The following is a 26017-nucleotide window of genomic DNA, read 5'->3' on the forward strand; positions in this document are numbered from 1 at the left end:
CCTTACCTCGGAAACAACGGCTTCAGCGCGCGATAGAGATCGCGATAGAGCGGTAGGCGAGCGGTGAGCGCCGCCTGCCGCTCGGCGTTGGGCAGGACGACGTCGCGCAGTTCCGGCTTGGCGCAGACGCTGGAGATGGCCTCACCGGTCACCGCCAACCGGGCGAGGCGCGCAACGCCGAAGGCCGGGCCGCGTTCGCCGACGGCATAGCGCCGGATCGGCCGGCCAAGAGCGCTCGCCACCACCTCCACGACGAAGCGTCCCCGGCTGCCGCCGCCGACGGCGGCGAGCGTCTCCGGCACCGGGCCGGCAGTCTCCAGGGCCGCCACCGCGTCGACCAGTGTAAAAGCCATGCCCTCGACGGCTGCCTGCAGAAGATCGAGGCCATCGGCGCCGCCATCCATGCCAAAGAACACGCCTCGCGCCGCCGGATCGTCGTGCGGCGTCCGTTCACCCTGAAGGTAGGGCAGGAAGGTGACCGGTGAAATGGCCCGGCCACGCGTCGCCACGGCCTCGAGTGCCGCGCCAAGATCGGTCATCCCGGTGACGCCAGCGGTCCAGGCCATCACCGAGGCGCCGTTCAGCATGGCCGCCATCTGGAACCAGCGGTTCGGCAGGGCGTGGGCGAAGGCGTGCACCAGCGCGCCGGGATTGGGCCGGTAACTGGCCGTCGTCAGAAACAACTGGCTCGACGTGCCGAGTGAGATGAACGCGTCGCCCTCTTCGATCGCGCCAATGCCGATACCGGCCGCCGCCGCGTCGCCGGCACCGGCGACGACCGGGATGCCCTGAGGAAGCCCGGTGGCTTCAGCCGCAGACGCGGTGACCCGGCCCGAAATATCCGGGCCTTCCAGGAGGCGCGGCAACTGACCGGGCTCAAGCCCGACAGCCGCGACGATGGCTGTCGACCATTGCCGCCGTGTTTCGTCGAGCAAAAGGCTGCCGGCGGCGTCGCACATGTCAGTGGCAAACTCGCCCGTCAGAAGAAAACGTATCCAGTCCTTCGGCAGCAATATCTGCTTGGTACTTGCAAGAGTCTCCGGCTCATGGGCGCGCAACCAGGCGATCTTGGGAGCCAGGAAGCCAGCCATGGCGGGCACGCCGGCGATCTCTCCAAGATCCGGCATCGCCGCATTGAGCGCAGCCGCCTCGGCCGCCGCCCGCCCGTCGTTCCAGAGGATGGCCGGCCGGAGCGGCCTGTCATCCTCGCCCACCAGCACCGCCCCGTGCATCTGGCCGGAGAGCCCGACGGCCGCGACGCGCCCGAGCACGCCCGGCACGGAAGCGGACATTTCGGCAAGCGCCCGCCGTACGGCCTGCCACCAGAGATCGGGATGCTGCTCGGACCAGCCCGGAGCCGGCCTTTCCGTGGTGAGCGCCACTTCGGCCCCAGCCACCGGCCGCTCAAGGGAATCGACAATGAGCGTCTTTACCGCCGAGGTTCCAATGTCGATCCCCAGAAAACAATCACCTTCCGCCACAGCAGCCTCCCGTCCTTCGGCTCTGGTCTAGACCGCCGTGTCGAAAGCCACCAGCCCCGTCCCGTTGGCCGTTGGTCGAGGTGACGAAGCTCATCCGAGTGTCGGCTCGCGGCTTCACCCAAGACGTGCTAAGGAGGCTCATTGTATCGTTTCATGTTGGGAGATTGACGTGACGGAACGGGATATCGAAGCGCTCCTTGATGCAATGACTCTGGAGGAGCAGGTGTCGCTGCTCGCCGGCGCCGACTTCTGGACGACGGTGGCGATACCGCGGCTCGGCATCCCCGCCATCAAACTGTCGGACGGGCCGAACGGCGCCCGTGGCGGCGGCTCGCTGATCGGCGGCGTCAAGGCGGCGAGCTTTCCTGTCGGCATCGCCTTGGGAGCAAGCTGGAACCCGGCCCTGGTCGAGGAGATCGGCGGGGCGCTTGCCGAGGAAGCCCGGTCAAAGGGGGCTTCCGTGCTGCTCGCCCCCACCGTCAACATCCAGCGCTCCGCCGTCAACGGCCGCAACTTCGAGTGCTATTCGGAAGACCCGTGCGTCACGGCGACGCTCGCCACCGCTTATGTCACCGGCCTGCAGAAGGGCGGGGTAGGTGCCACTGTCAAGCATTTCGTCGGCAACGAATCGGAAATCCAACGTACCACCATGAGTTCGGACATCGACGACCGGGCATTGCGCGAGATCTACCTGCCGCCCTTCGAGGCGGCGGTAAAGACGGCCGGTGCCTTCGCGGTGATGAGCTCCTACAACCGCCTCAACGGCACCTTCACATCCGAGCACAAGACGCTGCTCGGCGATCTTCTCAAGGACGAGTGGGGATTTACCGGCCTCGTCATGTCCGACTGGTTCGGCTCGCATTCGACGGTGCCGACCGTCGAAGCCGGTCTCGATCTCGAAATGCCCGGTCCGACGCGCGATCGCGGCGACAAGCTGGTCGCCGCCGTGCGGGCCGGGGACATTACTGCGGAGAAAGTGCGCGATGCCGCCCGGCGCGTTCTGAGACTGATCGAGCGGGTCGGCGGCTTCGAGGCGCCCGACATTCCGGCCGAGCAGGCCATCGACAAACCGACGCACCGGGCGCTGATCCGCCGGGCCGGCGCGGAAGCCATCGTGCTCCTCAAGAACGACGGCATCCTGCCGCTCGATCTCTCCGGCCGGACAATCGCGGCCATCGGTCCCAATGCCGAGACGGCGCAGATCATGGGTGGCGGCAGCGCCCAACTCAATCCCCACTATGCCATTTCGCCGGCCAGCGGCCTCCGCTCCCTGACCTCAGAAAACCAACTCCGGACGGGCGCCGGCGTTACCGCCAATCGCCTGATGCCGCTGATTTCGGGGCCGTTCGAGGTGGACGTCTATGGCCGGCCCGACCTGACCGGCCCCGTCGTCGAGCATCAGAGCCATCCGCTCGGCGAGGTGATGTGGTTCAACGCGGTGGCGCCGAGTGTCGCTGACGCCGACTTTTCGCTGAGGGCCACCACCCGCTTCACGCCGTCGGAAACGGCAGAACACGTGTTCGGCCTCGTCAGCGTGGGGCCGAGTCGTCTCTTGGTCGACGGGCGGACCGTGGTGGATATCCGGGACCACTGGGCGCCGGGCGACAATTATTTCGAGTGCGGCAACCGCGAGGCGCGCGGCACCATCGCACTCGAAGCCGGGCGCACGGTCGACGTAGTCGTCGAATACCGCTTCGTGCAGGCCACCGCCCTCAACTTCAAGGCCATCCGGGTCGGCGTCGCGGTGCCGCTCGGCGACAAGGCCTTCGCCGAAGCCGTCGAACTGGCTCGCGCCTCGGATATCGCCATCGTCTACGCCGGCCGGTCCGGCGAGTGGGACACCGAGGGCAACGACCTGCCCGGCCTCGATCTGCCGGGCCGTCAGGACGAGCTGATCGCCGCCGTCGCGGCCGCCAACGCCAATACCGTCGTCGTGCTGCAAACCGGCGGCCCCGTGGTCATGCCCTGGCTCGACAAGGTGCGGGCGGTGATCGAGGCCTGGTATCCGGGCCAGGAAGCCGGCAACGCCATCGCCGACGTCCTGACGGGTGCCGCCGAGCCGGGCGGCCGGCTCGCCCAGACCTTCCCGCACCGCCTCGCCGATACGCCGGTCGAAACCGGCGATTCGCTGACCTACCCCGGCCGGGACGGCCACGTGGCCTATCGCGACGGCGTGTTCGTCGGCTATCGGCACTATGAAAAGGCCGGCATTGAACCGCTGTTCCCGTTCGGCCACGGCCTCAGCTACACCAGCTTCGACTGGCAGGCGCCGACCGTGGATCGGCCGAACTTCGACGGCGAGGGTGTCATTACGGTTCGGGTGCGGGTGTCCAACAGCGGTGCACGGCCCGGATCGGAGGTCGTCCAGCTCTACGTCGCGCCGCCGGCCTCGCGGGTCGAACGGCCGGCCAAGGAGCTCAGGGCGTTTGCCAAGCTCCATCTCGCACCGGGCGAGACAGTGGATGCCACGATGACGCTATCCGCCCGCGCCTTCTCCTATTTCGATGCCGAACGGAACGCCTTCGTCGCTGAGAAGGGGCGCTACAGGCTGATTGCCGCGGCATCGTCGGCTGCGCCGCGCGGCGGTATCGACATTGAAGTGACACGCGAAATCGTCGAGGGTGTGCGCGCTCGCTTCCAAGACTGAGACCGTCATCCAGAGCGCCGTTCGATCTGACTGAACAAGATCGACGCTCTAGATTCTTGTCTGTGAAGCATCATCTTGCCGATCCTCGTTTCACTCCGGTCGGATGATGCTCTAGGCAAAAAGAAAAACCCGGACGTGGCTAGGCCATGTCCGGGGTGGTAAGTCTGCAACCTTGTTGTCGCAGTGACCGAGAGGCGTGCTTTCGGAAAGTGAGCTGGGTTTCCGTCGGCTCGATGCTGACGTTATGCCCCGGTCGCCGAGGGGGCGCCAGCGGCAATCGGCGCCTCGGAGCCAAGTCTTGACAAGTCGTGAACGAGACCCGCAGATCCCTGTTATTTCTGACAATGCCAGATAGAGGGCATCAAGCTTACCTCCGGCAATTTGCCTAAATTCCGGCCTCCGGGCGGCTATATAGATAATACTTTCCTTACAGCTTCGATCAAATGGGCCATTGTCAGGTTCATAACGCGTTTCTCATGCTCATTTTCTGAAGTTTCACGTTTCCCGGATACGTTGTCCTGCAGAAAATCCGCATGGAAACCGTCATGAAGCTCCTTCTGGTCGACGACAACCCAAGTAATCTGTTCATGCTCGGCAAATTGGCGCAGAGCTCCGGCATTGCCGATGTACAGTCGTTCCGCGACCCCTTGCAGGCGCTCGACGAGGCCCGCCGGACCCGCTTCGATCTGATCATCGTCGACTACATGATGCCGGGGATCGACGGGTTGACGCTCATCCGCGAGGTGCGCAGCCTTCCCGACTACGTCGACGTGCCCATCGTCATGGTCACCACCGTCGACCAGCGGGAAATCTGCTACGCCGCGCTTGAGGCCGGCGCCACCGACTTCCTCACCAAGCCGGTCGACATGGCCGAGGCCAAGGCGCGGCTCCGCAACCTCGCCATGCTGCGCGAGATGCAGAACAAGCTCAGGGACCGTGCCGACTGGCTGCAGACCGAAGTGCAGAAGGCGACTTACGACCGACTGGGCCTCGAAGAGGAGGTCATCCTGCGGCTTGCGCGAGCCGTCGAGCGCCGTGACCCCTCGATCGGCAGCCATCTCGTACGCGTCGCCCGCACGGCCCGCGAACTCGCCGAGGAGCTTGGCCAGAGCCAAGCCTATTGCCAGGACCTCTACATCGCCTCGCTGATGCATGACATCGGCAAGCTCGGCCTGTCCGATGATCTGCTCTACAAGACAGGGCCCTACACGACAGAAGAGCGCCAGCGGATGCAGGCGCATACGCTGATCGGCGGCCAGATTCTCGAAGGATCACGGTCGCCCGTCATCCGCCTCGCCGCCGAGATTGCCGAGACGCATCACGAGTTCTGGGACGGCAGCGGCTACCCGCGCGGCCTCAAGGAATCGGCGATCCCGCTGGCCGGACGTATCGTCGCCGTCGCCGACGTATTCGACGCGCTGACATCCGAGCGACCCTACAAGGCCGCCTGGACGGCCGAAGACGCCGCTCGCTACATCGCTGACAAGGCCGGGCAGCAGTTCGATCCCGAGGTGGCTAGAGCCTTCTCGCTCCGCTACTTCCGCATCCTGAAGATCCGGGAACAGGCCGGCGGACCCCTCGGATTTGCCGCCTGACCTCCCTGCCGCCTTTTGCCGGACAGATCCATCGTGACGACGACCACCACCCCTTCAGCCGGACCCGGGGCCGGAATGCGCGCCGGAAAGACTACGGTACAAGACCGTCCGCTCAGGGGCGCCTTGCTCTATGTCGTCGTCGGCTTCCTGTTCCTTGTTTCGGCCGTTGCCGTCTTCACGATCCTGATCCGACAACAGGCGGATGTGACCGACCTTGAGGAGACGCGCACGCTTGCCACCGCCTATCGGCTCGACAGGGCGGCCGAAAAGCTGCTGCGATCGGTGGAGACGGCCAGACTGGCTCCTTCGGAGGCCACGGTCCAGACGGTCACGGCCCGCTTTGTGCTGTTTGGCGCCGCCACGCGCGACTTTGCAGCAGCGATGCCCGACCGCATAGACGTCGGATCGGTGACCGAAATCGTCGTTGGCGCGCGGTCTATCGTCGATCGTCTGGCCAGCACACCGACGGTCGACAGGCAGGCTCTCGATGCCCTGGCCAGCCGCCTCAGTGATCTCCCCGCCATCACCTCCCGACTGGCTGCCTTCGCCGAAGCGGCGGAAACAATGGCTCGTTCCGAAGAACGGGCGCTCCGTGAGAAGCTATATCGGGTGCTGGTGGTGCTGGTCGGCGCATTGACGCTGTCCATGTGCATCTTCATCTTCAGTCTGATCCGACAGATCCGAGAGATCTGGAGTTCCAGACTGCGTCTCGAAGCAATGGCAGCCGAGCTCAAAGAGGCCGTGGCGGCCGCCGAGGCGGCCAATCAGGCGAAATCAGCGTTTCTTGCCACCATGAGCCATGAGATCCGTACGCCGATCAACGGCGTGCTCGGAATGGCCCATCTTCTCAAGGACACGCAGCTCGACCCTGAGCAGCGGGGCTTTGCCACCAACATCGAAGCCTGCGGCCGCAGCCTGATCGCACTGGTCAACGATATCCTCGACTTTTCCAAGCTGGAGGCCGGCTCCTTCGACGTCGACCGCGTGGTGTTCGATCCGGTGGGCACCGCCGAGGCGGCAATGTCCATGGTGGAGGCTTCCGTCCGCGAGAAGGGCCTCGTCGCCGTGCTGGCGCCGGAGATCGCCATGAGCGCCCGCTACTCGGGCGATCCGACGCGCGTCCGCCAGGTGCTGATCAACTTCCTGTCCAATGCCGTCAAGTTCACCGAAAGCGGCCTGATTGCCGTTCGGATCCGCGAAGTGAGCGACGGGGATCATCCGATCCTGCGCTTCGAGGTGGAGGACACCGGCACCGGCATTTCCGAGGAAGGGCAGAAGCGCCTGTTCAAGGAGTTCTCGCAGGTCGACGCCTCGATCACCCGCCGCTTCGGCGGCACCGGCCTCGGGTTGGCCATCAGCCGGCGCATCGTCGAGGGATTGGGCGGGACCATCGGCGTCACCAGCCGGGAAGGACGTGGTTCCACCTTCTTCTTCGAGCTGCCGCTCGAACGCGCCGCCGCAGCCGAGATCGACCCTGCCCCGCTGCATGGCGCCTCGATCTGGGTGAAAGGCCGCTCTCCGGCTGAAGCGGCGGCGATCGCCGCCACCTTCGCCTATTTTGGCGCCGGCGTGACGGACGCCGAAACCGAGGCCGACGTTGCGATCACCGTGACGACGCTGCCCCCCGATCATCAACGCGCCCGGCTCGACATCGCCTTCTCGCAAACGGCGCCTCGGGTCGCCGGCAAGCCGGCCCGCCCCGCCAACACGCTGACGCCGGCCATCGTTGCCGCCTCGATCGCCGGCAGCCTGGCGACGGAGGACAAGCGCCGCGCCACGGGCGAAGAGGCGACCGTGCCAAAGGGGCTGAGAGTGCTGGTGGTCGAGGACAACCGCATCAACCAGCAAGTGGCGCTCCGCCTGCTCGCGCGCCTCGGCATCGACGCGGCGCTGGCCGAGAATGGCGCCGAAGCGCTGGCCATGGTCAATGCCCGCGACTTCGACATCGTGTTCATGGACATGCAGATGCCGGTGATGGACGGCCTTGAGGCGACACGCGCCATCCGCCGGTCGAGCGGGCGCGGCCGCAACGTGCCGATCGTCGCCATGACCGCCAACGCCTTTGCCGCCGACCGCGAAGCATGCCGCAAGGCCGGCATGACCGGCTTCCTGCCCAAGCCCGTCGAGCGGGACGATCTGCTGGCGGTCCTCGCGGCCCTGCCCGAAGGCAAGCTGCCGATAACGCGACCGGCTTCCCATGCCGATGCGGCGCGTGGCGAAACTGTCAATCGCCGCCGGATCGACGCGCTCCTGCGCGAACTCGGACCCGACGACACGGCCTTCCTGCTCGACTCCTTTGCCACCGACGTGGCGAGCCTGCTTGCCGACCTCTCGGCGGCGCTCGAACGCGGCGACACCGAACTTGCCAAGCGCAGCCTGCATACGCTGAAGGGCGCCTCCGCCAACGTCGGCTTCGACGACCTGTCGCGGCAGGCGGCGGCGTTGATGGCCGAACTGCCGGACCCGGATGTCGGCGCGCTCGGCAAGCTGATGATGACCATCGCCAGCGCTGGCAGCGTGGTCGCCGGCCTCAAGGCCGAGTTCGCGAAGGCATCCCGAGCCAACGAGGCGTTGGCTGCTCAGTAGGCCTCGGTGAGCGTCCGGCCCTTGGCGACGGCATCGAGCGCCTTGAGGTCGGAGAGCAGCGGCGCGATCCACGGCAGCGGCAGCATGTTCGGTCCGTCCGACGGTGCGTTGTCGGGGTCGTCATGGGCTTCGACGAACACCGCCGCACACCCCACCGCCACCGCCGCCCGCGCGAGTGCGGGCGCGAAGACGCGCTTTCCACCGGACGACGAGCCACGGCCACCGGGCTCCTGTACAGAATGGGTGGCGTCGAAAACCACGGGGTAGCCGGTTTCGGCCATGGTCGGCAGCCCGCGGAAATCGGTGATCAGCGCGCCATAGCCGAAGGATGTGCCGCGATCGGTCAAGAGCACGCGGTCGTTGCCGGTCGAAGCCACCTTGTCGGCCACGTTCTGCATGTCCCACGGCGCCAGGAACTGCCCCTTCTTGATGTTGACGGCCTTGCCGGTCTCGCCGGCGGCGAGCAAGAGATCGGTCTGCCGGCACAGGAAAGCCGGGATTTGAAGGATGTCCACGACCTCGCCCGCCCGGCGGGTCTGCTCGATGTCGTGGACATCGGTGAGCACGGGACATCCCAGGCGATCTCTCACCTCGGCAAGGATGGAGAGGCCCGCCTCGATGCCGACGCCCCGCGTTCCCTTGAGCGAGGTGCGATTGGCCTTGTCGTAGGAGGCTTTGAACACGAAGGGCACACCGGCCGCCTTGGCGGTCTCCGACAGGAAGGCGGCGATCTTCAACGCGTGCTCCCGACTCTCGATCTGGCAAGGGCCGGCGATCAGCACGAAGGGAGCATTGTTGTCGAAGGTGACGGAGCCGACGGTGACGGCTTTTTGCGGCGTGGCGACGGCCATGGACGGACCCTTTTGCGGAAGGAGGGCGCCCGACCGCGATCGGCCGGGCGCAAAGCAAAACTCAGCGCTGGACGTTGCGGCCGGCCAGCGACTTTTCCCAGGACAGCGCGTGGCCGACGATGGTGTCGAGGTCGTCGAGCTTCGGCTGCCAGCCGGTGATCGAACGCAGGCGGCTCGAATCGGCAACCAGCGACGGCGGGTCGCCGGCGCGGCGCGGCGCCATGCGGACGGGGAAATTCACGCCCGAGACGCGCTTCACCGCATCGATCACCTCCAGCACCGAGAAGCCGTGGCCATAGCCGGCATTGGCGACGAAGGTGTCGCCGCCGTCCATCAGGTGCTTCAGCGCCAGCACGTGCGCCTCGATGAGGTCGGTGACGTGGATATAGTCCCTAAGGCAGGTGCCGTCCGGTGTGGGATAATCGGTGCCGAACACATCCATGCCGTCGCGCTGGCCGAGGGCGGCCTGGGCGGCGATCTTGATCAGATGGGTAGCACGCTTGCTCGACTGGCCGGTGCGGCCCTTCGGATCAGCGCCGGCGACGTTGAAATAGCGCAGTGCCGCATAGCGGAAGCCGTAAGCGAAAGCGCTGTCGCGCAGCATGATCTCGGTCATCCATTTGGACGAACCATAGGGCGACACCGGCCCGAGCGGCACCGCCTCGTCGATGAGGTCGACACCCGGCTCGCCGTAGACGGCGGCCGTCGAGGAGAACAGGAAGGCCTTGACCTTGCCGCGCACCGCAGCCGCGATCAGCGAGCGCGACTTCACCGTGTTGTTCTCATAGTAGGACAGCGGATCGGTGACCGAATCCGGCACCACGATCGAACCGGCGAAATGGGCAACGGCGGTGACGCCGTGATCGGCGATCAGCTTGTCGACCAGGTCGCCGTCACCGATATCGCCGACGACCAGCGTCGCCGCGCCGGGAATGACGGCGTCGTAGCCGGTCGAAAGGTTGTCGAGCACGACAACGCTCTCGCCGCGATCGACGAGGGCATGCACCATGTGGCTGCCAATATAGCCGGCGCCACCGGTCACCAGAATGGACATGGAAAACTCCTCGAGTCCTTTGGGTGCCCTGCCAGGGCACTAGAAGCGAGGCTTCTCTATCGCCCGTTTGGCGGCGTTTTTCCAGTAGGGGCATGCCGAGGAAGACAATTGTACGCCGCCGGAGGCGACGCTCGAAATTCATGTGCACATTTTCAGCCGGCAGGGGAAATTAACGGCTCGTTAACTACTTTTTTCGCAGTTTCCTGCATATTTTTCAATGTCCGCGGTGAAGATGCGATTCGATAGCCGGGGCCGGAGAGGGAAGAGGATCGTTCATGGCTCGACTGTCGGGGCCGTTCATTCCAGCCATCGAGGACGCGGCGGCACGACGCCTTCGTCTGGTCGACGCGTCGGATACCGGCGCGGCGCGACGGGCCATTACCGTTCTCCATATCGGCGATACGCCGGAGGACACGTTCCTGATCGGCCGGCTCGTTGGGGCGCTGCCGAGCTTCTCCGCCACCTTCGTCGCCGCCGGCACGCGCGAGGCGGCCCTATCGGCCTTGTCGCGCCAACCCTGCGACGTCGTGCTATGCGAGTTCTGGATGGCAGGCCGTACCACCATGGCGCTGATCGACGAGATCAAGGCGGTGGCCGACGTGCCGGTGATCCTGACGTCGGCGCTGGACAATGACGACATCGAACTGATCGGCCGCCGAGCCGGCGCCGATGGCCTGCTCATGAAGAGCGACCTCGCGGTGGCGACGCTCGACCGGGTATTTTCGACGTTGCTGCCGCGGCGCCAGGCGCCGCGCCGCGATGCCGCCTCGATGCTTCGCGCACTGATGTCCAACCTCTACGCAGCCGGCCTGACGCTTCGTTCCGAGCAAGATGGCGACCGAGCTGCGGATCAGGAGGTTCGGCGGGCGGCGCTTCAACGCTCGCTTGTCGATCTCGAAGCCGCGAGCCGGTTCGGCGCCGGTGTCCAGCGCTTCGATGCCATCGCCTTCTTCGTTGACGCGGTGAAGAAGCAAGCGCTCCGAGCCGAAGCGGGGGGCGCCGTCAACTTCCTCGTCCCATCGCTGCCGCTGCCCATCGAAACCAGCCCGACGCTCTATGCAGACCTCGTCGAAGGTTTTCTGACGGAAGCCGGTGACGCTGCGGCGGCTGGCGGCACCGCCACCGTTTCGCTCAAGGCGACGACCGGCCGCCTAGTGGCGACGGTTCGGTCATCGGGCGGGGAGGCGGTTGCCATCGATGCCGAGGCGCGGGCGGCAGCGGCCGAGCGGCGCCTGCTGGTCGAGGGGCTGGCGCGAGCCTGCGGCGGCAATGTCGCCTTCGCGGCCGAAGACGGGCACGTTCTGGACGTGCCGCTGCGCCTCTCGAGCCTGTCCCGCTGATCAGGCGTCGACGGAATCGTCGGCCATCACGTCCAGCACATGGAGGTGATGCGGGCGGTTGTCGCGGCCGATCCAGTCGATGCTCTGGCCGACCGTCAGGCCGATCAGCGCGGCGCCGACCGGTGTCAGCACCGAAATGCGCCCCTGCTCGATATCGGCATCGCCGGGATAAACGAGGCGGACGCTGCGCGGCTCGGCGCCATCCAGGCTGAAGCGCACCATGGCGCCCATGCGCACGGTGCCCGGCGCCAGACGGTTGTCGGCGACAACGCGCGCCCGTTCGAGCTCGGCCGCCAGTTGGTCAGCGGCCACGGAATCGCGATCGGCCAGCGCATCGGCGAGATTGGCGAGACGCTCGTGGTCTGAATGGGCGAGCGTGATGGCCGGCAAGCGTCGCCGGCGGGTGGTAGTGGTCATGATATCCTCCAAAAGAAAGAGCCCCACCGCGTCAGGCGGGCTAAACTTGAAAAAGCTGAGTTGGGATGTCGCGCGGAGCTTACGGGTTGGAAAACCGGCTCAAGGCCTCACGGCCTCAGCGCGACAATGCGGGACCGTGAGATCAGTATCCCGCGAGGGGATAGATCCTGCTGAGCATTCTGAGATGGCTGGTCCGCGGTTCCATGTCCGGAAAGATCGGTATTTGACCGGAGGAAGTCAAGCGGGCCTGTTATCCTGCCTCAATCGCCGGCCGGCCTCAGGCCGTTGGCTTTCGCTCCGCTTCCGTCTTTCGGCGGCTGCGTGCCGAAAGACTCGCTTCGGCGCCGCCGCTTGGCGCCGGAAGCCGATAAATCGGCTTCAAGTGGGTCATCAGAACGGGGTGCGCGAGCGGATGGCGGCGGTAAGCGTGCCTTCGTCGAGATAATCGAGTTCGCCGCCAACCGGCACGCCATGGGCGAGGCGCGTCACCTTGACGCCGAGGCCTTCGAGACGATCGGTCACATAGTGGGCGGTCGTCTGGCCGTCGACGGTGGCGTTGACGGCGAGAATGATTTCCTTGACCGCCGGATCGGAGGCCCGCTCGACAAGGCCGGTGATATCGAGATCATCAGGGCCGATGCCCGAAAGAGGCGACAACACGCCGCCGAGCACATGGTAACGGGCATTGACGGCGCCGGCCCGTTCCAGGGCCCAGAGGTCGGCGACGTCTTCCACCACGACGATCACCGAGCCGTCGCGCGTCGGATCGGTGCAGACGGTGCACGGGTCGGCGGTATCAACGTTGCCGCACGCCGAGCAGACGCGAACCCGATCATGGACGGTCCGCATGGCATCTGTGAGCGGAGCGAGGAGCTGATCACGTTTCTTGACCAGTTGCAGCGCCGCGCGGCGGGCCGAGCGTGGCCCGAGACCGGGCAAGCGAGCGAGAAGCTGGATCAGCCGCTCGATTTCCGGTCCTGTCACGCGTCGGGCCAAGATGATCTCCGCTCAAAGCGGGCACCGAAACGCCCGAAGACGTCCGGAACGCCCGCGTCACCAACCAATCAGAAGGGCAGCTTGAATCCGGGGGGCAGAGGCAGCTTGCCGGTCACCGCCTGCATGCGCTCGGCGACAAGAGCGTCGACGTGCGCCTTGGCGTCGGCGAAGGCTGCAACGATCAGATCCTCGACGATCTCGGCCTCCTCCGGCTTCAGGAGGGACGGATCGATGCGAAGCGCCTTCATCTCTCCCTTGCCGGTGACGGTGATCGAAACGAGGCCGCCGCCGGAGGTGCCCGTCGCCTCGGTCCTGGCGATTTCTTCCTGCGCCTCGGCCATGCGAGCCTGAAGCTGCTGGGCTTCCTTCATCATCTTGCCGATGTCGCCGAACATGGATCTTCTCCGGGGTAAACTGTCTTGTCGCCAGATGGCCGCTCCGGCCGCCCTTGTCAACCGCTCGGGATCAATCGTCGAAATCGCCGAAGCCGGGATCGGGCATCTCGTCGATGAACCCTTCGGTCCAGTCGCCGGTGTCCTCGAAGGTGGCGCCGCCCCCCGCCGGGCCGGCGGGTAATGGCTCCGGCTCGTCGCCGAACTTGACGTCGACGATCTCGGCACCGGGAAACAGCCGGAAAATGGCGGCCACCACCGGATCGGCCAAGGCGTCATCGACGGCTTCCCGCCGGCGCGCCTCACGCGTTTCGGCAAGGGTCGGCTTTCCGTCTTCGCGGGAGATGGCAACGATCCAGCGCCGGCCGGTCCAGCCCGTGAGCTTGCGGCCGATCTCGCCGGCGAGGCCGGGGTTGGCGCCCTCGACCGGTGCAAACTCGATGCGTCCATCCTCGAAGCGCACAAGGCGGACGTGCCGCTCCAGCGCGAACTTGAGACCGATGTCGCGGTTGCTTTCGGCGAGCGCCACCACCGCCTCGAAACTGTCGAGGCGCGGGCCGGCCATTACCTCCGGCTCGGCGCGACGGGCGATGGCTCCGGCAAAGCCATTGGCGGCACGGGCGCGCGGACCGTCTCCACCGCCGGACGGGCCGCCGACCGGCGGGGTCAGGCCCGGAAAGGTGCCGTCCTTCAGCATCTTCAATGCTTCGTCGGGCGTCGGCAGATCGGCGGCATAGGCGAGGCGGACCAAGACCATCTCGGCCGCCGGCAGCGGTCGCGGCGCGGTCTGCACTTCCTGGATGCCCTTCAGCAGCAGCTGCCAGGTGCGGGAGAGGACGCGCACCGACAATTTCTCGGCAAAGTCGCGACCGCGCGTCCGCTCGGCCTCGGTCAGCGACAGGTCGGCCGCCCCTTCCGGAAGATGCTTCAGCCGCGTCACCAGATGGACGAAGGCGGCAAGATCGGACAGCACGGCGGCGGGATCGGCGCCGGTGTCATACTGGTCGGCGAGAATGGCCAGTGCGCCGGCGACATCGCCCTTCATCACCGCTTCGAACAAATCGACGACGCGCACCCGATCGGCAAGCCCGAGCATGCCGCGCACCGCGTCGGCCGACACATGGCCGCCACCGTGGGCAATCGCCTGATCGAGAATGGTCAGGCTGTCGCGCACCGAACCCTCGGCGGCACGGGCGATCAGCGCCACCGCTTCCGGATCGGCGGTGACCTTCTCGGAGGCAATGATCCGGTCGAGATGGGCGGCGAGTTCGCCGGTCGGCACACGACGCAGGTCGAAGCGCTGGCAGCGCGACAGCACCGTGATCGGCACCTTGCGGATCTCGGTGGTGGCGAAGACGAACTTCACATGCTCGGGCGGCTCTTCCAGCGTCTTCAGGAGCGCGTTGAAGGCCTGCGTCGACAGCATGTGCACTTCGTCGATGATGTAGACCTTGTAGCGGGCCGACACCGGCTTGTAGCGCGCCGCCTCAATGATGTCGCGCACATCGTCGACGCCGGTATGCGAGGCGGCGTCCATCTCGATGACGTCAACGTGCCGACCTTCCATAATGGCGCGACAATGGGTGCCTTCGCGATCCATGTGGACCGTCGGACGGTCGATCTCGCCGGGGATCTCGTAGTTGAGGGCGCGGGCGAGGATGCGGGCCGTGGTGGTCTTGCCGACGCCGCGCACGCCTGTCAGCATCCACCCTTGCGCGATGCGGCCGGTTTCAAAGGCGTTCTCGAGCGTGCGCACCATGGCGCCATGGCCGATCAGGTCGGCAAAGCTCTGCGGACGATATTTGCGGGCAAGGACCCGGTAGGGCGAGGCGGCCGTCTGATCGGCAGGCGTCAGCGTGTCCGGCATGCTCGCAACCTGGGAAATGGAGGGTGGGAGGCCGACGAGTGACCCGAGCCGAAGCTCGTTGGGGCTGCTTCCTTCCGGACCTGACCCGGTTGGCGAGTGGTTCGTCCACCGCCAACCTCCCGAGCCACATATCGCGGTGTTGCCGGCAAAATGCAAGAGGCGCTTTCAGCGATGCTCACATGCAAGCCGTTGGTCGCGGACTTCCAACAGCCCAAAGGCCGCTCTCTTGACAATATGCACCCCGTTCGGCGGCCTCGAAAAAGATGCTATCTCGCGAAACCATTGCCTTCGCGCCGTAATGATGAAAATTTCAGAAAGATAACCAACGCGAGGGGACGCCCAATGATTCGACCCGTTGTCCAGAGCCTCCCGAGCCGGTTCCTGATTGCCGCCCTTCTCATCCTCCAGCCGCTTCTGGCCGGTAGCCCGGCCCGGGCCGAGGAGCCGGAGTGGCGGACGGCCACGGCGCTTGGCGGTGAGCCGCGCTATGCCGCCGATTTTGCCCATTTCGACTACGTCAATCCGGATGCTCCCAAAGGCGGCGAAGCCCGCTTTGGCGTCGAAAGCACCTTCGACAGCACGAACCTGTTCCTCGGCACCAAGGGGACGCCGACCGGCGCGGTGGTCTACGCCTACGAGTCGCTGTTCACGTCTTCGCTGGACGAACTCGACATTTCCGCCACTTACCCCCAGCTTGCCGAGGCGGCGCGCTACCCGAGCGATTACGCCTGGGTGGAATATCGGCTCGATCCGAGGGCGCGCTGGCAGGATGGCGAGCCGGTGACGGTGGACGACGTCATCTGGTCCTTCGACACACTGAAGGAGATCTACCCGCTTTTTGCCAATTACTACAATCATGTCGTCAAGGCGGAACCGGCCGGCGATCGCGTCGTCCGCTTCACCTTCGATGCCCCCGGCAACCGCGAGCTGCCGCATATCCTCGGCCAGCTCTACGTGTTGCCCAAACATTGGTGGCAAGGCAAGGACGCCTCCGGAAAGCCGCGCAACATCCGCGAGACGACACTGGAAGCACCACTCGGCTCGGGCCCCTACAAGGTGACGGCGGTCGATCCCGGCCGGCGGGTCACGCTCGTCCGCGACCCGGACTACTGGGGCGCGAAACTGCCGGTGTCCATCGGCTCCAACAACTTCGATCAGATGACCTTCGACTATTACGTCGACTCCACCGTGCTCATGGAGGCCTTCAAGGCCGACAAGTATGATTTCCGATCCGAGCGTTCAGCCAAGATGTGGGCGACCGGCTACGACTTTCCGGCGAAGCGGGAAGGCAAAGTCGTGACCATGACCTTCCCGCGCAATGCCTCCGGCGTCATGCAGGCGCTGATCGTCAACCTGCGCCTGCCGAAGTACCAGGATGCCCGCATCCGTCGGGCGCTCAACCTCGCCTTCGACTACGAGACGCTGAAGCGGACGGTGTTCTTCAATCTCTATGACCGCATCGACAGCTTCTACTTCGGCACCGAACTGGCCGCCAGGAACCTGCCGAGCCCCGACGAACTGGCGCTTCTCGAGCCGTTGCGCGACAAGCTGCCGCCTGCCGTGTTCACCGCTCCCTATGCCAATCCGGTCGGCGGCACGCCCGAGGCGGTGCGCGACAATCTCAGACAGGCGGTCGCCCTGTTTGCCGAGGCCGGCTGGACCATCCAGAATGGCAAGATGCGGAACGCCAAGGGGGAGCCCTTCCGCATCGAGTTTCTCACCAATGACCAGCTCAACGAGCGCTACATGGCGCCCTATGCCAAGGCGCTCGGCCGGATCGGCATCGACCTCGACTATCGCCTCGTCGACGACGCGCAGTATCAGAACCGCACGATAAGCTTCGATTTCGACATGACCACGGAGGTGTGGGGACAGACCCTGTCGCCGGGCAACGAACAGAGGGAGATGTGGGGATCGAAGGCAGCCGACCAACCGGGCTCGCGCAACACGGCGGGCATCAAGGACGCCGCCATCGACGCCCTCATCGACAAGGTGATCTATGCCGGCGATCGGGCGGCGCTCATCACGGCGACGCGCGCGCTCGATCGCGCGCTCCTGGCCAACAACTTCGTGATTCCGCTCTTCTATTCAAAAGTCAACTTCTACGCCTACTGGAACCGCTTCGGCCACCCGGAGGCGCTGCCGAAATACTCCGTAGGGTTTCCCGGCGTCTGGTGGTACGACGCCGCCGCCGCCAAGGCGGCCGGTCTTCCACGCTGATCGGTTCGAGACGAGGTTTTCCGGTTCATGGCAGGCTACATCCTCCGCCGCCTCCTCCTGATGATCCCGACGCTGATCGGCATCATGGCCATCAACTTTGCCGTGGTGCAGTTCGCGCCCGGCGGGCCGGTGGAGAAGGTGATCGCCAAGCTGCAGGGCACCGACATCGGCGCCACCGACCGCTTCACTGGCGCCGGCGCCGATCTGGGCGGGCAGGCGCCCGACCAGGCGTCCGGTGAGGCGATCACCTCGAAATATCGCGGCGCCCAGGGGCTCGATCCCGAGTTCATCAAGAAGCTCGAGAAGGAGTTCGGCTTCGACAGGCCGCCGCTCGAACGCTTCGGGCTGATGCTGTGGAACTATGCCCGCTTCGACTTCGGCGAGAGCTATTTCCGCTCCATTTCGGTGATCGACCTGATCAAGGAAAAGCTGCCGGTTTCCATCTCGCTCGGCCTGTGGATGACGCTGCTCTCCTATGGCATCTCCATTCCGCTCGGCATCGCCAAGGCGGTGCGCGACGGCTCACGCTTCGATGTCTGGACGTCGTTCGTCATCGCCATCGGCTATGCCGTGCCGAGTTTCCTGTTCGGCATCCTGCTGATCGTGCTGTTCGCCGGTGGGTCCTTCTGGTCGATCTTCCCGTTGCGCGGCCTCACATCGGAGGGCTGGGGGGCCATGGGCTGGCCCGAGCGCATTCTCGACTATTTCTGGCACATGGCATTGCCGCTTCTCGCCATGGCGACGCACGCCTTCGCCACCACGACGCTGCTGGTCAAGAACTCCTTCCTCGACGAGATCCGCAAGCAATATGTGCTGACGGCGCGCATGAAGGGGCTCTCGGAGCGCAAGGTGCTTTACGGCCATGTGTTCCGTAACGCCATGCTGATCGTCATCGCCGGTTTCCCCGGCGCCTTCATCGCCTCCTTCTTCGCCGGATCGCTGCTGATCGAGACCATCTTCTCGCTCGACGGTCTCGGCCTTCTGTCCTTCGAGTCGGTGATCAATCGCGACTATGCCGTGGTGTTCGCCACGCTCTATGTCTTCTCGCTCATGGGCCTCGTCATCAACATCCTCTCCGACCTCACCTACATGTGGATCGATCCGCGCATCGATTTCGAGAGCCGGGAGGTATGACCGCCATGGCCGCCCTTCACGCCGCAAGGCGCCCCTGGCTGTCGCCCGTCAACCGCCGCCGCTGGCAGAACTTCAAGGCCAACCGCCGCGGCTGGTGGTCCTTCTGGATGTTTATGGTGCTGTTCGTGGTGACGTTGCTGTCCAACGTCATCGCCAACGATCGGCCGCTCGTCGTCTCCTACAAGGGCGAAATCCTGTTCCCGGTGCTCGTCGACTACCCGGAAGAGAAGTTCGGCGGCTTCCTGGCCGTCACCAACTACCGCGACCCCTATAATCGCGACGAGATCGAGAGCAATGGCTGGATGATCTGGCCGCCGATCCGCTATTCCTTCGACACACCCAACACCGAGGCGCCGACGCCGGCGCCCTCGCCGCCCGCCTTCCTTCTGTCGCGGGCAGAGCGTTGTGCCGCCTATGCCGAGGGCGAGAACGACCGGGATTGCGTGTTCGGCAACATGAACTGGCTCGGGACCGACGACCAGGGCCGCGATGTCGTCGCCCGCGCCCTCTACGGCTTCCGCATCTCCGTGCTGTTCGGCCTGACGCTCGCCGTCATCTCGTCGCTGGTCGGGATCGCCATCGGCGCCGTGCAAGGGTATTACGGTGGCCTGACCGACCTCCTGATGCAGCGCTTCATCGAGATTTGGAACGCGGTGCCGACGCTCTATCTGCTCATCATCGTTTCCTCGGTGATCGCGCCGTCCTTCCTGGTGTTGCTGCTGATCCTGCTGGCCTTTTCCTGGACGCATCTCGTCGGCGTCGTGCGCGCCGAGTTTCTGCGGGCGCGCAACTTCGAGTTCGTGCGGGCGGCGCGGGCGCTCGGCGTCGGCAACCTCACCATCATGTGGCGGCATCTCTTGCCGAACGCCATGGTGGCGACGCTGACCTTCCTGCCCTTCATCCTCAATGGCTCGATCACCACGCTGACCTCGCTCGACTATCTCGGCTTCGGTCTGCCGGCCGGCTATCCGTCGCTCGGTGAACTGCTGCGGCAGGGCAAGACCAACGTCTTCGCGCCCTGGCTCGGCATCACCGGCTTCTGCGTGGTCGCCATCATGCTGAGCCTCCTGATCTTCATTGGCGAGGCGGTGCGCGACGCCTTCGACCCGCGCAAGACGTTCCAGTGAGGCCCGCCATGACCGACATCTCCGGCGAGGCCCTCCTCTCCGTCCGCAACCTCTCCGTCGCCTTCCGCCACGAACATGGCGAAACGCTCGCCGCCTCCGGCGTTTCCTTCGACCTCCATAAGGGCCGCACGCTGGCGGTGGTGGGCGAGAGTGGCTCGGGCAAGTCGGTGACAGCCCTTTCGATCGTTCGCCTGCTGTCCTACCCGGCGGCGCGGCACCCGTCGGGCGAGATCCTCTACAAGGGCCTCGACCTTCTGAAGGCGGACGAGGCGGAGCTCAGGAGAATCCGCGGCGCCGACATCACCATGGTGTTTCAAGAGCCGATGACCTCGCTCAATCCGCTGCAGTCGATCGAGCGGCAGATCGGCGAGATCCTGAAGCTGCATGGCGCGAGCGGAGACGCCAATGTTCGCCGGCGGATGATCGAGCTTCTGAACGAGGTCGGCATTCCCGATCCGGAGAGCCGGCTCTCGGCCTATCCGCACCAACTCTCCGGCGGCCAGCGCCAGCGGGTGATGATCGCCATGGCGCTCGCCAATGCGCCCGACCTTCTGATCGCCGACGAACCGACCACCGCACTCGACGTGACCGTGCAGGCGCAGATCCTGACGCTCTTGAAGACGCTGCAGGCGCGGCATGGCATGGGCATCCTGTTCATCACCCATGACCTCGGCATCGTCGAGCGCTTCGCCGACGAGGTGGTGGTGATGACCAAGGGCGAAGTCGTCGAAGCCGGCCCGACGGCAGAGGTATTCGCCGCCCCGAAACACGCCTATACGCGCCATCTGATGGCGGCGGCGCCCAAGGGCGAGCCGCCATCCGCCGCCCCCGGGGCGCCGGTCGTCGTGGAAGCCGAGAAGTTGCGCGTCTGGTTCCCGATCAAGGCCGGCTTCCTTCGCCGCACCGTCGGCCACGTCAAGGCGGTGGATGGCGTCGACTTCAAGCTCAGGGCGGGCCAGACACTGGGCGTGGTCGGCGAAAGCGGGTCGGGCAAGACGACGCTCGGCCTCGCCCTTCTTCGTCTCATTTCTTCCGAAGGACCGATCGCGGTGCTCGGACGCCGCATTGACGGGCTGGACTCGCGCGCCATGCGGCCGCTCCGGCGCGACGTGCAGGCGGTCTTTCAGGATCCCTACGGCTCGCTTTCGCCGCGCATGACGGTGGCGGACATTGTCGGCGAGGGGCTTGCGGTGCACGAGCCGAAGCTCGGGGCCGAGGCTCGCGATGCCCGCGTCGTCGAGGCGCTCGCCGAGGTGGGGCTCGACCCTGAGACGCGCCACCGCTATCCGCACGAGTTTTCCGGCGGCCAACGGCAGCGCATCGCCATCGCTCGCGCCATGGTGCTGAAGCCGAAGTTCGTCATGCTCGACGAACCCACCTCGGCGCTCGACATGAGCGTGCAGGCGCAGGTGGTCGATCTCCTGCGCGACCTGCAGGCCAAGCACGGCCTCGCTTACATGTTCATTTCCCACGACCTCAAGGTGGTCCGGGCGCTGGCCAACGAGCTGATCGTCATGAAGGCGGGCAAGGTGGTGGAAGCCGGACCGGCCGCCGAGGTATTTGCTGCGCCGAAAGAGCCCTATACCCGTGCGTTGATGGCGGCGGCCTTCCGCCTGGAAAGCATCGGCGGCGCGGTGGTCGACGCCTAAATGTCCTCGCCGGAAGATCGAAATAGCGTATCCTGGTAGCCGCCTGCGGCAATTTCGCGGCAGAGCGACTGCCACTCGCAGAGGGTACAGGCTTGCTCGAAAGCGCCATCCCGATAGGCGGCTCGCAGGCGGGTTCGTAGCTGATCGTCGAAGACGAAACGGTCGCCGTGGGCAAGGCGGCGGCCGAGCAGACTCGTAACCAGCGAAAGCGCCCGTCGGTCGCGTTCCGGCACCGTTGTCTCATGGCAATGAGGATTTTGTTCGGAGCGGCAGAGCGGCTCGCAGATATCGTCCGGACCCTCGACGATCTCGACCGTTGCACCGGCAACAAGCCGACCGGCGGTCGCCGTCATGCCGGCGACGAACTCCGGGGAATAACCAAGCCCCTTGTAGGTCAGGAGGCAGAGGAGGTGGTGCCCCCTCAGCCTCACCGTGTCGTCAGCGGTCACGCGACGTCAGCTTGCCGCCTTGCGGTCGCGCTCGCGGCGACGCTCGGCCGACGGCTGATAGGCGATGCGGGCGTGGAAAGCGCAATAGGGGATACCGACATCCGACTTGCGGCCGCAGAAGAAGAAATCGGGTTTGCCGGGGTCGCCGACCGGCCACTTGCAGGTGCTCTCGGTCAGCGAGAGGATGGTGACCTTCTCGAACACCGGCGGCTCGATCTCGGCGACGGCGGCCACGGCCATCGCCTCTTCAGCCTGGGCATCGGCCTTGAGCGCCGTGGCGCCGATGGTGATCGGCCGGACCGGCGACGAGGGCCGACTGGCAGTCTGGGACTGGGCGACCGGGCGGCTGGTGGCGGTCTTGACGCGCGGCGGCGCGGCAACCGTCGGCCGTGCCGGCTGCACCTGAGGCTTCGACCGGCCCGACAGGCCCAGCCGGTGCACTTTGCCGATCACCGCGTTTCGGGTCACCGCGCCGAGTTCAGCCGCGATCTGGCTGGCGCTCAACCCTTCAGACCAGAGCGTCTTGAGGCGCTCGACGCGTTCGTCGGTCCAGGACATCTTGTCATCCTCTCTTCGCCGCATCACCTGGCGAATCCCTCAAGACCCGCCCGGTCCACCAATAGGTCCGGCAACGCAAAACACATGCGATTGTATCGCTGGAGCGTCCCGCCACGATATCTCGTGGCGACGACTTCTAGGCTACAATGGGCGTTCTCTTCGGCGCAATGACCACTGAGTCACGCCCCACGGCGCTTTACGACTTTTCAACAAATATCGTGGCGCCACCGCTCCGCTTCAACCGCCACCCTCTTTCATCTGATTCGTCCGGGATGGAAGTGCTTGTCCGGCTGCCGCAATTTCGGGCGGCTGAGGCTCAAAAACCTTGACAGTTCCGGCCTTTCCCATGGTATAGAGCCGCCTTGCGAGAGGCCGCGCCGCCGAGAAGCCGGGGGCGCGGCCTGCTTTTTTCATTCAGCCGGCCTCGCGGCATTGGCGCCGGCGCCCCGCAGGAAACCCCTATCACTGAAAAGGAAACTGTCATGACCGGCCCCGGTTCCACCTCTCCGCTCTATGCGACGTTCTCGCGCGCGGACGTGGCATTTGAACGAGGCGAGGGGGCCTGGCTCATCGACAGCCGAGGAGAGCGCTGGCTCGATTTCGGATCCGGCATCGCCGTCAACGCCCTCGGGCACGCCCATCCGCATCTCGTCGCGACGCTGAAGGCGCAGGCTGAGAAGGTCTGGCACGTTTCCAATGCCTTCCGCATCCCCGACCAGGAGCGTCTGGCCGAGCGCCTTGTCGCCAACAGCTTTGCCGACCGTTGCTTCTTCACCAACTCAGGTGCCGAAGCGCTGGAGTGTGCCTTCAAGACGGTGCGCCGCTATCATTGGGCCAACGGCCATCCCGAGCGTTTCCGCATCATCACCATGGAAGGCGCCTTCCATGGCCGGACGCTCGCGACCATCGCCGCCGGCGGGCAGGAAAAGTATCTCGAAGGCTTCGGACCGAAGGTCGACGGCTTCGATCAGGTGCCGTTCAACGACATGGCGGCGGTCAAGGCGGCGGTGACCGCTGAGACGGCCGGCATCCTGGTCGAGCCGATCCAGGGCGAAGGCGGCGTGCGGGTCATCCCGCCCGAGAGCCTCAGGGCGCTCCGCCAGATCTGCGACGAGCACGGCTTGCTGCTGATCTTCGATGAGGTGCAGTGCGGCTACGGGCGCACCGGTCGCTTCTTCGCCTATGAATGGTCGGGCGTGACACCGGATGTCATGGCGGTGGCCAAGGGCATCGGCGGCGGTTTCCCGCTGGGCGCCTGTCTTGCCACCGAAGCGGCGGCGGCGGCCATGAAGGCCGGCGTGCACGGCACGACCTACGGCGGCAACCCGCTTGCCATGGCTGTCGGCAATGCCGTTCTCGACGTCGTGCTGGCAGATGGTTTCCTCGAGCGGGTGCGGGCCGCCAGCCTGCGCTTCAAGCAGTCGCTGGCCGGCATCGTCGACCGCCATCCGGATCTCTTCGAGGAGGTGCGCGGCGAGGGCCTGCTGATCGGCCTCAAGTGCAAGCGACCGGTTGCCGAGATGAACGCCGCCTTCCGCGGCCAGCATCTCTTGACCATCGCGGCCGGTGACGGCGTCGTTCGCCTGCTGCCGCCGCTGATCGTCACTGACGAGGAGATCCTCGAGGCGGTGAAGCGCATCGACGATGCCGCCGTCGCCCTTTCCGCATCTTCTTCCGCCGCCCTCAAGGCGGCCGCCGCCAGGTCGGCCTGAACGAGACGACTGATATGACCGACAAGAACCCCAAGCATTTTCTCGATCTCACCGAGCTCTCGAGCGAGGAGCTCCGCGCCATTCTGACGCGCGCCAAGGATCTCAAGTCGAAGGTGGATGGCTGTCGCCCCGGCGTCGGCCCGCTCAGCGGCAAGGTGCTGGCGATGATCTTCGAGCGGCCGTCGACCCGCACCCGCGTCTCCTTCGACGTCGGCATGCGTCAGCTCGGCGGCGAGACCGTCATGCTGACGGGCGCCGAGATGCAGATCGGTCGCGGCGAGACCATCGCCGATACCGCCCGAGTCATGTCGCGCTATGTCGATGCCATGATGATCCGTATTCTGGATGTGAACGCCCTGCACGAACTGGCCGAATACGCCACCGTGCCGGTGATCAACGGCCTCACCAAGGTCAGTCACCCGACGCAGGTGATGGCCGACATCATGACCTATGAGGAGCATCGCGGCTCGGTCGCCGGAAAGACCTTCGCCTGGACGGGAGACGGCAACAACGTGCTGAACTCGCTGGTGCAGGCCGCCGCCCGCTTCGGCTACACCATGCGCATCGCGACGCCCAAGGAGCTGGCCCCGGCGCAGGCGCCGATCGACTGGGCGCGCGCCAACGGCGGCCGCATCGAGGTGACCAACGATCCTTTCGAGGCGGTCGATGGCGCCGATGCCGTGTTCACCGACACCTGGGTCTCCATGGGCGACGAGGAAGGCGAGCGCCGCCGCCACAATCTCCTCACGCCCTATCAGGTCAATGACCGTCTGATGGCCGCCGCCGACAAGGATGCGGTGTTCATGCATTGCCTGCCGGCCCACCGTGGCGATGAGGTGACCTCGTCGGTGATGGATGGACCGCGGTCGATCGTCTTCGACGAGGCGGAAAACCGCCTGCATGCCCACAAGGGCATTCTGGCCTGGTGCTTTGGAGCGATGGAGGACTGATGAGCAGCGTCGATCGCCCCCTTGCCGTCGCCGGCGGCGACGATGCCGTATTGCCCTTCGCGGTCGATGCGCTCGACCTGCGCGGCCGCGTCGTGCGGCTGGGGCCGGCGATCGACGCCCTGCTTGGCCGACATGACTATCCGCCCGCCGTCTCGCGCCTGCTGGCCGAGGCGGTGGCGCTGACCGCCCTGATCGGCACCTCGATGAAGTTCCAGGGCCGCTTCATCTTGCAAACGCAGTCGGACGGACCGGTCGGCATGCTGGTGGTCGACTTCGAGGCGCCTGATGCCCTGCGCGCCTGTGCCCGCTTCGATGCCGACGCCGTGGCGGCGGCCGTCGCTGCCGGGCAGGACAGGCCCGAGGATCTCCTGGGCCGAGGCCATCTGGCCATGACCGTCGACCAGGGCGCCCACATGAGCCGCTACCAGGGCATCGTCGAACTCGACGGGCGATCGCTGGAAGAGGCGGCGCACGGCTACTTCCTGCAATCCGAACAGATCCCGACGCGTGTCCGCCTTGCCGTGGCCGAGGTGCTGACGCGCGATCCCGGCCACGAGCCGCGCCGCGCCTGGCGGGCGGGCGGCCTGTTCCTGCAGTTCCTGCCCGAATCATCGGAACGCTCGGGGCATCGCGACCTGCATCCGGGCGATGCGCCGGAAGGCGTGTCGGCGACCATCGAAGAAGATGACGCCTGGGTCGAGGCGCAGAGTCTCGCTGGTACGGTGGAGGACGTCGAGCTGACCGACCCCACCATCAGCGCCGAGACGCTGCTCTACAGGCTGTTCCACGAGCGGGGCGCCCGCGTATTCGAGCCGCAACCGCTCATCGAGCGCTGCCGCTGCTCGCGCGACAGCGTCAAGGCGATGATCGCCTCCTTCTCGCCGGCCGAACGCGTGGACATGGTGGAGAACGGCCGCATCGGCGTCACCTGCGAGTTCTGCTCGACGCACTACGACTTCGATCCCAAGGAGTTCGAGACGGACGAGGCTTAG

General features: G+C 65.8%; 20 protein-coding genes and 1 other RNA gene. 11 read left to right on the plus strand and 10 right to left on the minus strand.

Translation table 11 applies throughout. The features are described from left to right. Positions 1-2: 2 nt before the first annotated feature. Positions 3-1481: a xylulokinase gene (gene xylB, locus CXZ10_RS13800; protein ID WP_101289928.1), complete on the minus strand. Its 1479-nt coding sequence runs from the start codon at positions 1479-1481 to the stop codon at positions 3-5. Positions 1482-1686: 205 nt separating this feature from the next. Here xylB and CXZ10_RS13805 point away from each other — a divergent pair, with 205 nt between their 5' ends. The 3 genes from CXZ10_RS13805 (at position 1687) to CXZ10_RS13815 (ending at position 8309) form a co-directional block, all read left to right on the plus strand. After that, complete coding sequence (locus CXZ10_RS13805; protein ID WP_101290121.1) at positions 1687-4128, plus strand: beta-glucosidase H; 2442 nt, start codon at positions 1687-1689, stop codon at positions 4126-4128. Positions 4129-4673: 545 nt separating this feature from the next. Further along, positions 4674-5723, plus strand: coding sequence for an HD domain-containing phosphohydrolase (locus tag CXZ10_RS13810; protein WP_180335994.1), 1050 nt, complete (start codon positions 4674-4676; stop codon positions 5721-5723). Between the two features lie 75 nt (positions 5724-5798). After that, positions 5799-8309 carry an ATP-binding protein gene (locus tag CXZ10_RS13815; RefSeq protein WP_101289930.1) on the plus strand — a complete coding sequence of 837 codons (2511 nt, stop codon included), beginning with the start codon at positions 5799-5801 and terminating at the stop codon, positions 8307-8309. Here the strand turns inward: CXZ10_RS13815 and kdsA are convergent. Further along, positions 8303-9160 carry a 3-deoxy-8-phosphooctulonate synthase gene (gene kdsA / locus CXZ10_RS13820; protein ID WP_101289931.1) on the minus strand — a complete coding sequence of 286 codons (858 nt, stop codon included), beginning with the start codon at positions 9158-9160 and terminating at the stop codon, positions 8303-8305. The two genes, CXZ10_RS13815 and kdsA, sit on opposite strands and share 7 nt — an antisense overlap. 61 nt (positions 9161-9221) lie before the next feature. Further along, positions 9222-10214 carry a UDP-glucose 4-epimerase GalE gene (galE, locus tag CXZ10_RS13825; protein WP_101289932.1) on the minus strand — a complete coding sequence of 331 codons (993 nt, stop codon included), beginning with the start codon at positions 10212-10214 and terminating at the stop codon, positions 9222-9224. 275 nt (positions 10215-10489) lie between these two features. Here galE and CXZ10_RS13830 point away from each other — a divergent pair, with 275 nt between their 5' ends. Next, positions 10490-11554: a response regulator gene (locus CXZ10_RS13830; protein ID WP_101289933.1), complete on the plus strand. Its 1065-nt coding sequence runs from the start codon at positions 10490-10492 to the stop codon at positions 11552-11554. On the opposite strand, the gene rnk is transcribed toward CXZ10_RS13830, so the two are convergent. The 5 genes from rnk to ffs all read right to left on the minus strand — a co-directional run bounded on the left by rnk (position 11555) and on the right by ffs (position 15346). Next, positions 11555-11971, minus strand: coding sequence for a nucleoside diphosphate kinase regulator (gene rnk, locus CXZ10_RS13835; protein ID WP_101289934.1), 417 nt, complete (start codon positions 11969-11971; stop codon positions 11555-11557). A 390-nt stretch (positions 11972-12361) separates the two neighbouring features. After that, positions 12362-12967, minus strand: coding sequence for a recombination mediator RecR (gene recR, locus CXZ10_RS13840; RefSeq protein ID WP_101289935.1), 606 nt, complete (start codon positions 12965-12967; stop codon positions 12362-12364). A 68-nt stretch (positions 12968-13035) separates the two neighbouring features. Beyond that, positions 13036-13362: a YbaB/EbfC family nucleoid-associated protein gene (locus CXZ10_RS13845; RefSeq protein ID WP_101289936.1), complete on the minus strand. Its 327-nt coding sequence runs from the start codon at positions 13360-13362 to the stop codon at positions 13036-13038. Positions 13363-13432: 70 nt separating this feature from the next. After that, the gene (locus CXZ10_RS13850) at positions 13433-15226 is read right to left on the minus strand and encodes a DNA polymerase III subunit gamma/tau (RefSeq protein WP_101290122.1); all 1794 of its coding nucleotides are present in this window, start codon (positions 15224-15226) and stop codon (positions 13433-13435) included. Positions 15227-15249: 23 nt separating this feature from the next. Continuing rightward, positions 15250-15346, minus strand: an RNA gene (gene ffs, locus CXZ10_RS13855) — signal recognition particle sRNA small type. Between the two features lie 222 nt (positions 15347-15568). Between ffs and CXZ10_RS13860 the strand changes: the two genes are divergently transcribed. The 4 genes from CXZ10_RS13860 to CXZ10_RS13875 are packed head-to-tail and all read left to right on the plus strand — an operon-like array spanning position 15569 to position 21356. Continuing rightward, a complete protein-coding gene (locus tag CXZ10_RS13860; RefSeq protein ID WP_101289937.1) occupies positions 15569-17446 on the plus strand; it encodes an extracellular solute-binding protein in 1878 nt (625 codons plus the stop codon). A 27-nt stretch (positions 17447-17473) separates the two neighbouring features. Continuing rightward, positions 17474-18580, plus strand: a complete 1107-nt coding sequence (locus tag CXZ10_RS13865) for a microcin C ABC transporter permease YejB (RefSeq protein WP_101289938.1) — start codon at positions 17474-17476, stop codon at positions 18578-18580. Further along, complete coding sequence (locus CXZ10_RS13870; protein ID WP_101289939.1) at positions 18577-19707, plus strand: ABC transporter permease; 1131 nt, start codon at positions 18577-18579, stop codon at positions 19705-19707. Before CXZ10_RS13865 ends, CXZ10_RS13870 begins: the two co-directional genes overlap by 4 nt. Positions 19708-19715: 8 nt before the next feature. Next, on the plus strand, positions 19716-21356 hold the full coding sequence (locus CXZ10_RS13875) for an ABC transporter ATP-binding protein (RefSeq protein ID WP_101289940.1): 1641 nt from the start codon (positions 19716-19718) through the stop codon (positions 21354-21356). Here CXZ10_RS13875 and CXZ10_RS13880 read toward each other — a convergent pair. Then, positions 21353-21805 carry a DUF1284 domain-containing protein gene (locus tag CXZ10_RS13880; protein WP_244617158.1) on the minus strand — a complete coding sequence of 151 codons (453 nt, stop codon included), beginning with the start codon at positions 21803-21805 and terminating at the stop codon, positions 21353-21355. The two genes, CXZ10_RS13875 and CXZ10_RS13880, sit on opposite strands and share 4 nt — an antisense overlap. Positions 21806-21811: 6 nt before the next feature. Continuing rightward, positions 21812-22363, minus strand: a complete 552-nt coding sequence (locus tag CXZ10_RS13885) for a GcrA family cell cycle regulator (RefSeq protein ID WP_101289941.1) — start codon at positions 22361-22363, stop codon at positions 21812-21814. A 482-nt stretch (positions 22364-22845) separates the two neighbouring features. On the opposite strand from CXZ10_RS13885, the gene CXZ10_RS13890 reads away from it, so the two are divergent. Genes CXZ10_RS13890 through CXZ10_RS13900 form a run of 3 tightly spaced genes read left to right on the plus strand, consistent with a single transcriptional unit; the run spans position 22846 to position 26017 of the window. Next, complete coding sequence (locus CXZ10_RS13890; protein WP_101289942.1) at positions 22846-24075, plus strand: aspartate aminotransferase family protein; 1230 nt, start codon at positions 22846-22848, stop codon at positions 24073-24075. A gap of 14 nt (positions 24076-24089) precedes the next feature. Further along, positions 24090-25025, plus strand: coding sequence for an ornithine carbamoyltransferase (gene argF, locus CXZ10_RS13895; RefSeq protein WP_101289943.1), 936 nt, complete (start codon positions 24090-24092; stop codon positions 25023-25025). Next, positions 25025-26017, plus strand: a complete 993-nt coding sequence (locus CXZ10_RS13900; protein WP_101289944.1) for an Hsp33 family molecular chaperone — start codon at positions 25025-25027, stop codon at positions 26015-26017. Before argF ends, CXZ10_RS13900 begins: the two co-directional genes overlap by 1 nt.

The sequence above is a fragment of the Pleomorphomonas diazotrophica genome (genome assembly GCF_002844595.1).
GTDB classification, from domain to species: domain Bacteria; phylum Pseudomonadota; class Alphaproteobacteria; order Rhizobiales; family Pleomorphomonadaceae; genus Pleomorphomonas; species Pleomorphomonas diazotrophica.

Excerpts from the sequence above, each read along its gene's own strand:
- rnk (WP_101289934.1), bottom strand. The coding sequence starts at position 11,971 with ATGACCACTACCACCCGCCGGCGACGCTTGCCGGCCATCACGCTCGCC.
- CXZ10_RS13830 (WP_101289933.1), top strand. The coding sequence starts at position 10,490 with ATGGCTCGACTGTCGGGGCCGTTCATTCCAGCCATCGAGGACGCGGCG.
- CXZ10_RS13845 (WP_101289936.1), bottom strand. The coding sequence starts at position 13,362 with ATGTTCGGCGACATCGGCAAGATGATGAAGGAAGCCCAGCAGCTTCAG.
- CXZ10_RS13810 (WP_180335994.1), top strand. The coding sequence starts at position 4,674 with ATGAAGCTCCTTCTGGTCGACGACAACCCAAGTAATCTGTTCATGCTC.
- CXZ10_RS13815 (WP_101289930.1), top strand. The coding sequence starts at position 5,799 with ATGCGCGCCGGAAAGACTACGGTACAAGACCGTCCGCTCAGGGGCGCC.
- CXZ10_RS13900 (WP_101289944.1), top strand. The coding sequence starts at position 25,025 with ATGAGCAGCGTCGATCGCCCCCTTGCCGTCGCCGGCGGCGACGATGCC.
- CXZ10_RS13805 (WP_101290121.1), top strand. The coding sequence starts at position 1,687 with ATGACTCTGGAGGAGCAGGTGTCGCTGCTCGCCGGCGCCGACTTCTGG.
- CXZ10_RS13875 (WP_101289940.1), top strand. The coding sequence starts at position 19,716 with ATGACCGACATCTCCGGCGAGGCCCTCCTCTCCGTCCGCAACCTCTCC.
- CXZ10_RS13850 (WP_101290122.1), bottom strand. The coding sequence starts at position 15,226 with ATGCCGGACACGCTGACGCCTGCCGATCAGACGGCCGCCTCGCCCTAC.
- galE (WP_101289932.1), bottom strand. The coding sequence starts at position 10,214 with ATGTCCATTCTGGTGACCGGTGGCGCCGGCTATATTGGCAGCCACATG.
- CXZ10_RS13885 (WP_101289941.1), bottom strand. The coding sequence starts at position 22,363 with ATGTCCTGGACCGACGAACGCGTCGAGCGCCTCAAGACGCTCTGGTCT.
- argF (WP_101289943.1), top strand. The coding sequence starts at position 24,090 with ATGACCGACAAGAACCCCAAGCATTTTCTCGATCTCACCGAGCTCTCG.
- CXZ10_RS13860 (WP_101289937.1), top strand. The coding sequence starts at position 15,569 with ATGATTCGACCCGTTGTCCAGAGCCTCCCGAGCCGGTTCCTGATTGCC.
- CXZ10_RS13890 (WP_101289942.1), top strand. The coding sequence starts at position 22,846 with ATGACCGGCCCCGGTTCCACCTCTCCGCTCTATGCGACGTTCTCGCGC.
- kdsA (WP_101289931.1), bottom strand. The coding sequence starts at position 9,160 with ATGGCCGTCGCCACGCCGCAAAAAGCCGTCACCGTCGGCTCCGTCACC.
- CXZ10_RS13870 (WP_101289939.1), top strand. The coding sequence starts at position 18,577 with ATGACCGCCATGGCCGCCCTTCACGCCGCAAGGCGCCCCTGGCTGTCG.
- CXZ10_RS13865 (WP_101289938.1), top strand. The coding sequence starts at position 17,474 with ATGGCAGGCTACATCCTCCGCCGCCTCCTCCTGATGATCCCGACGCTG.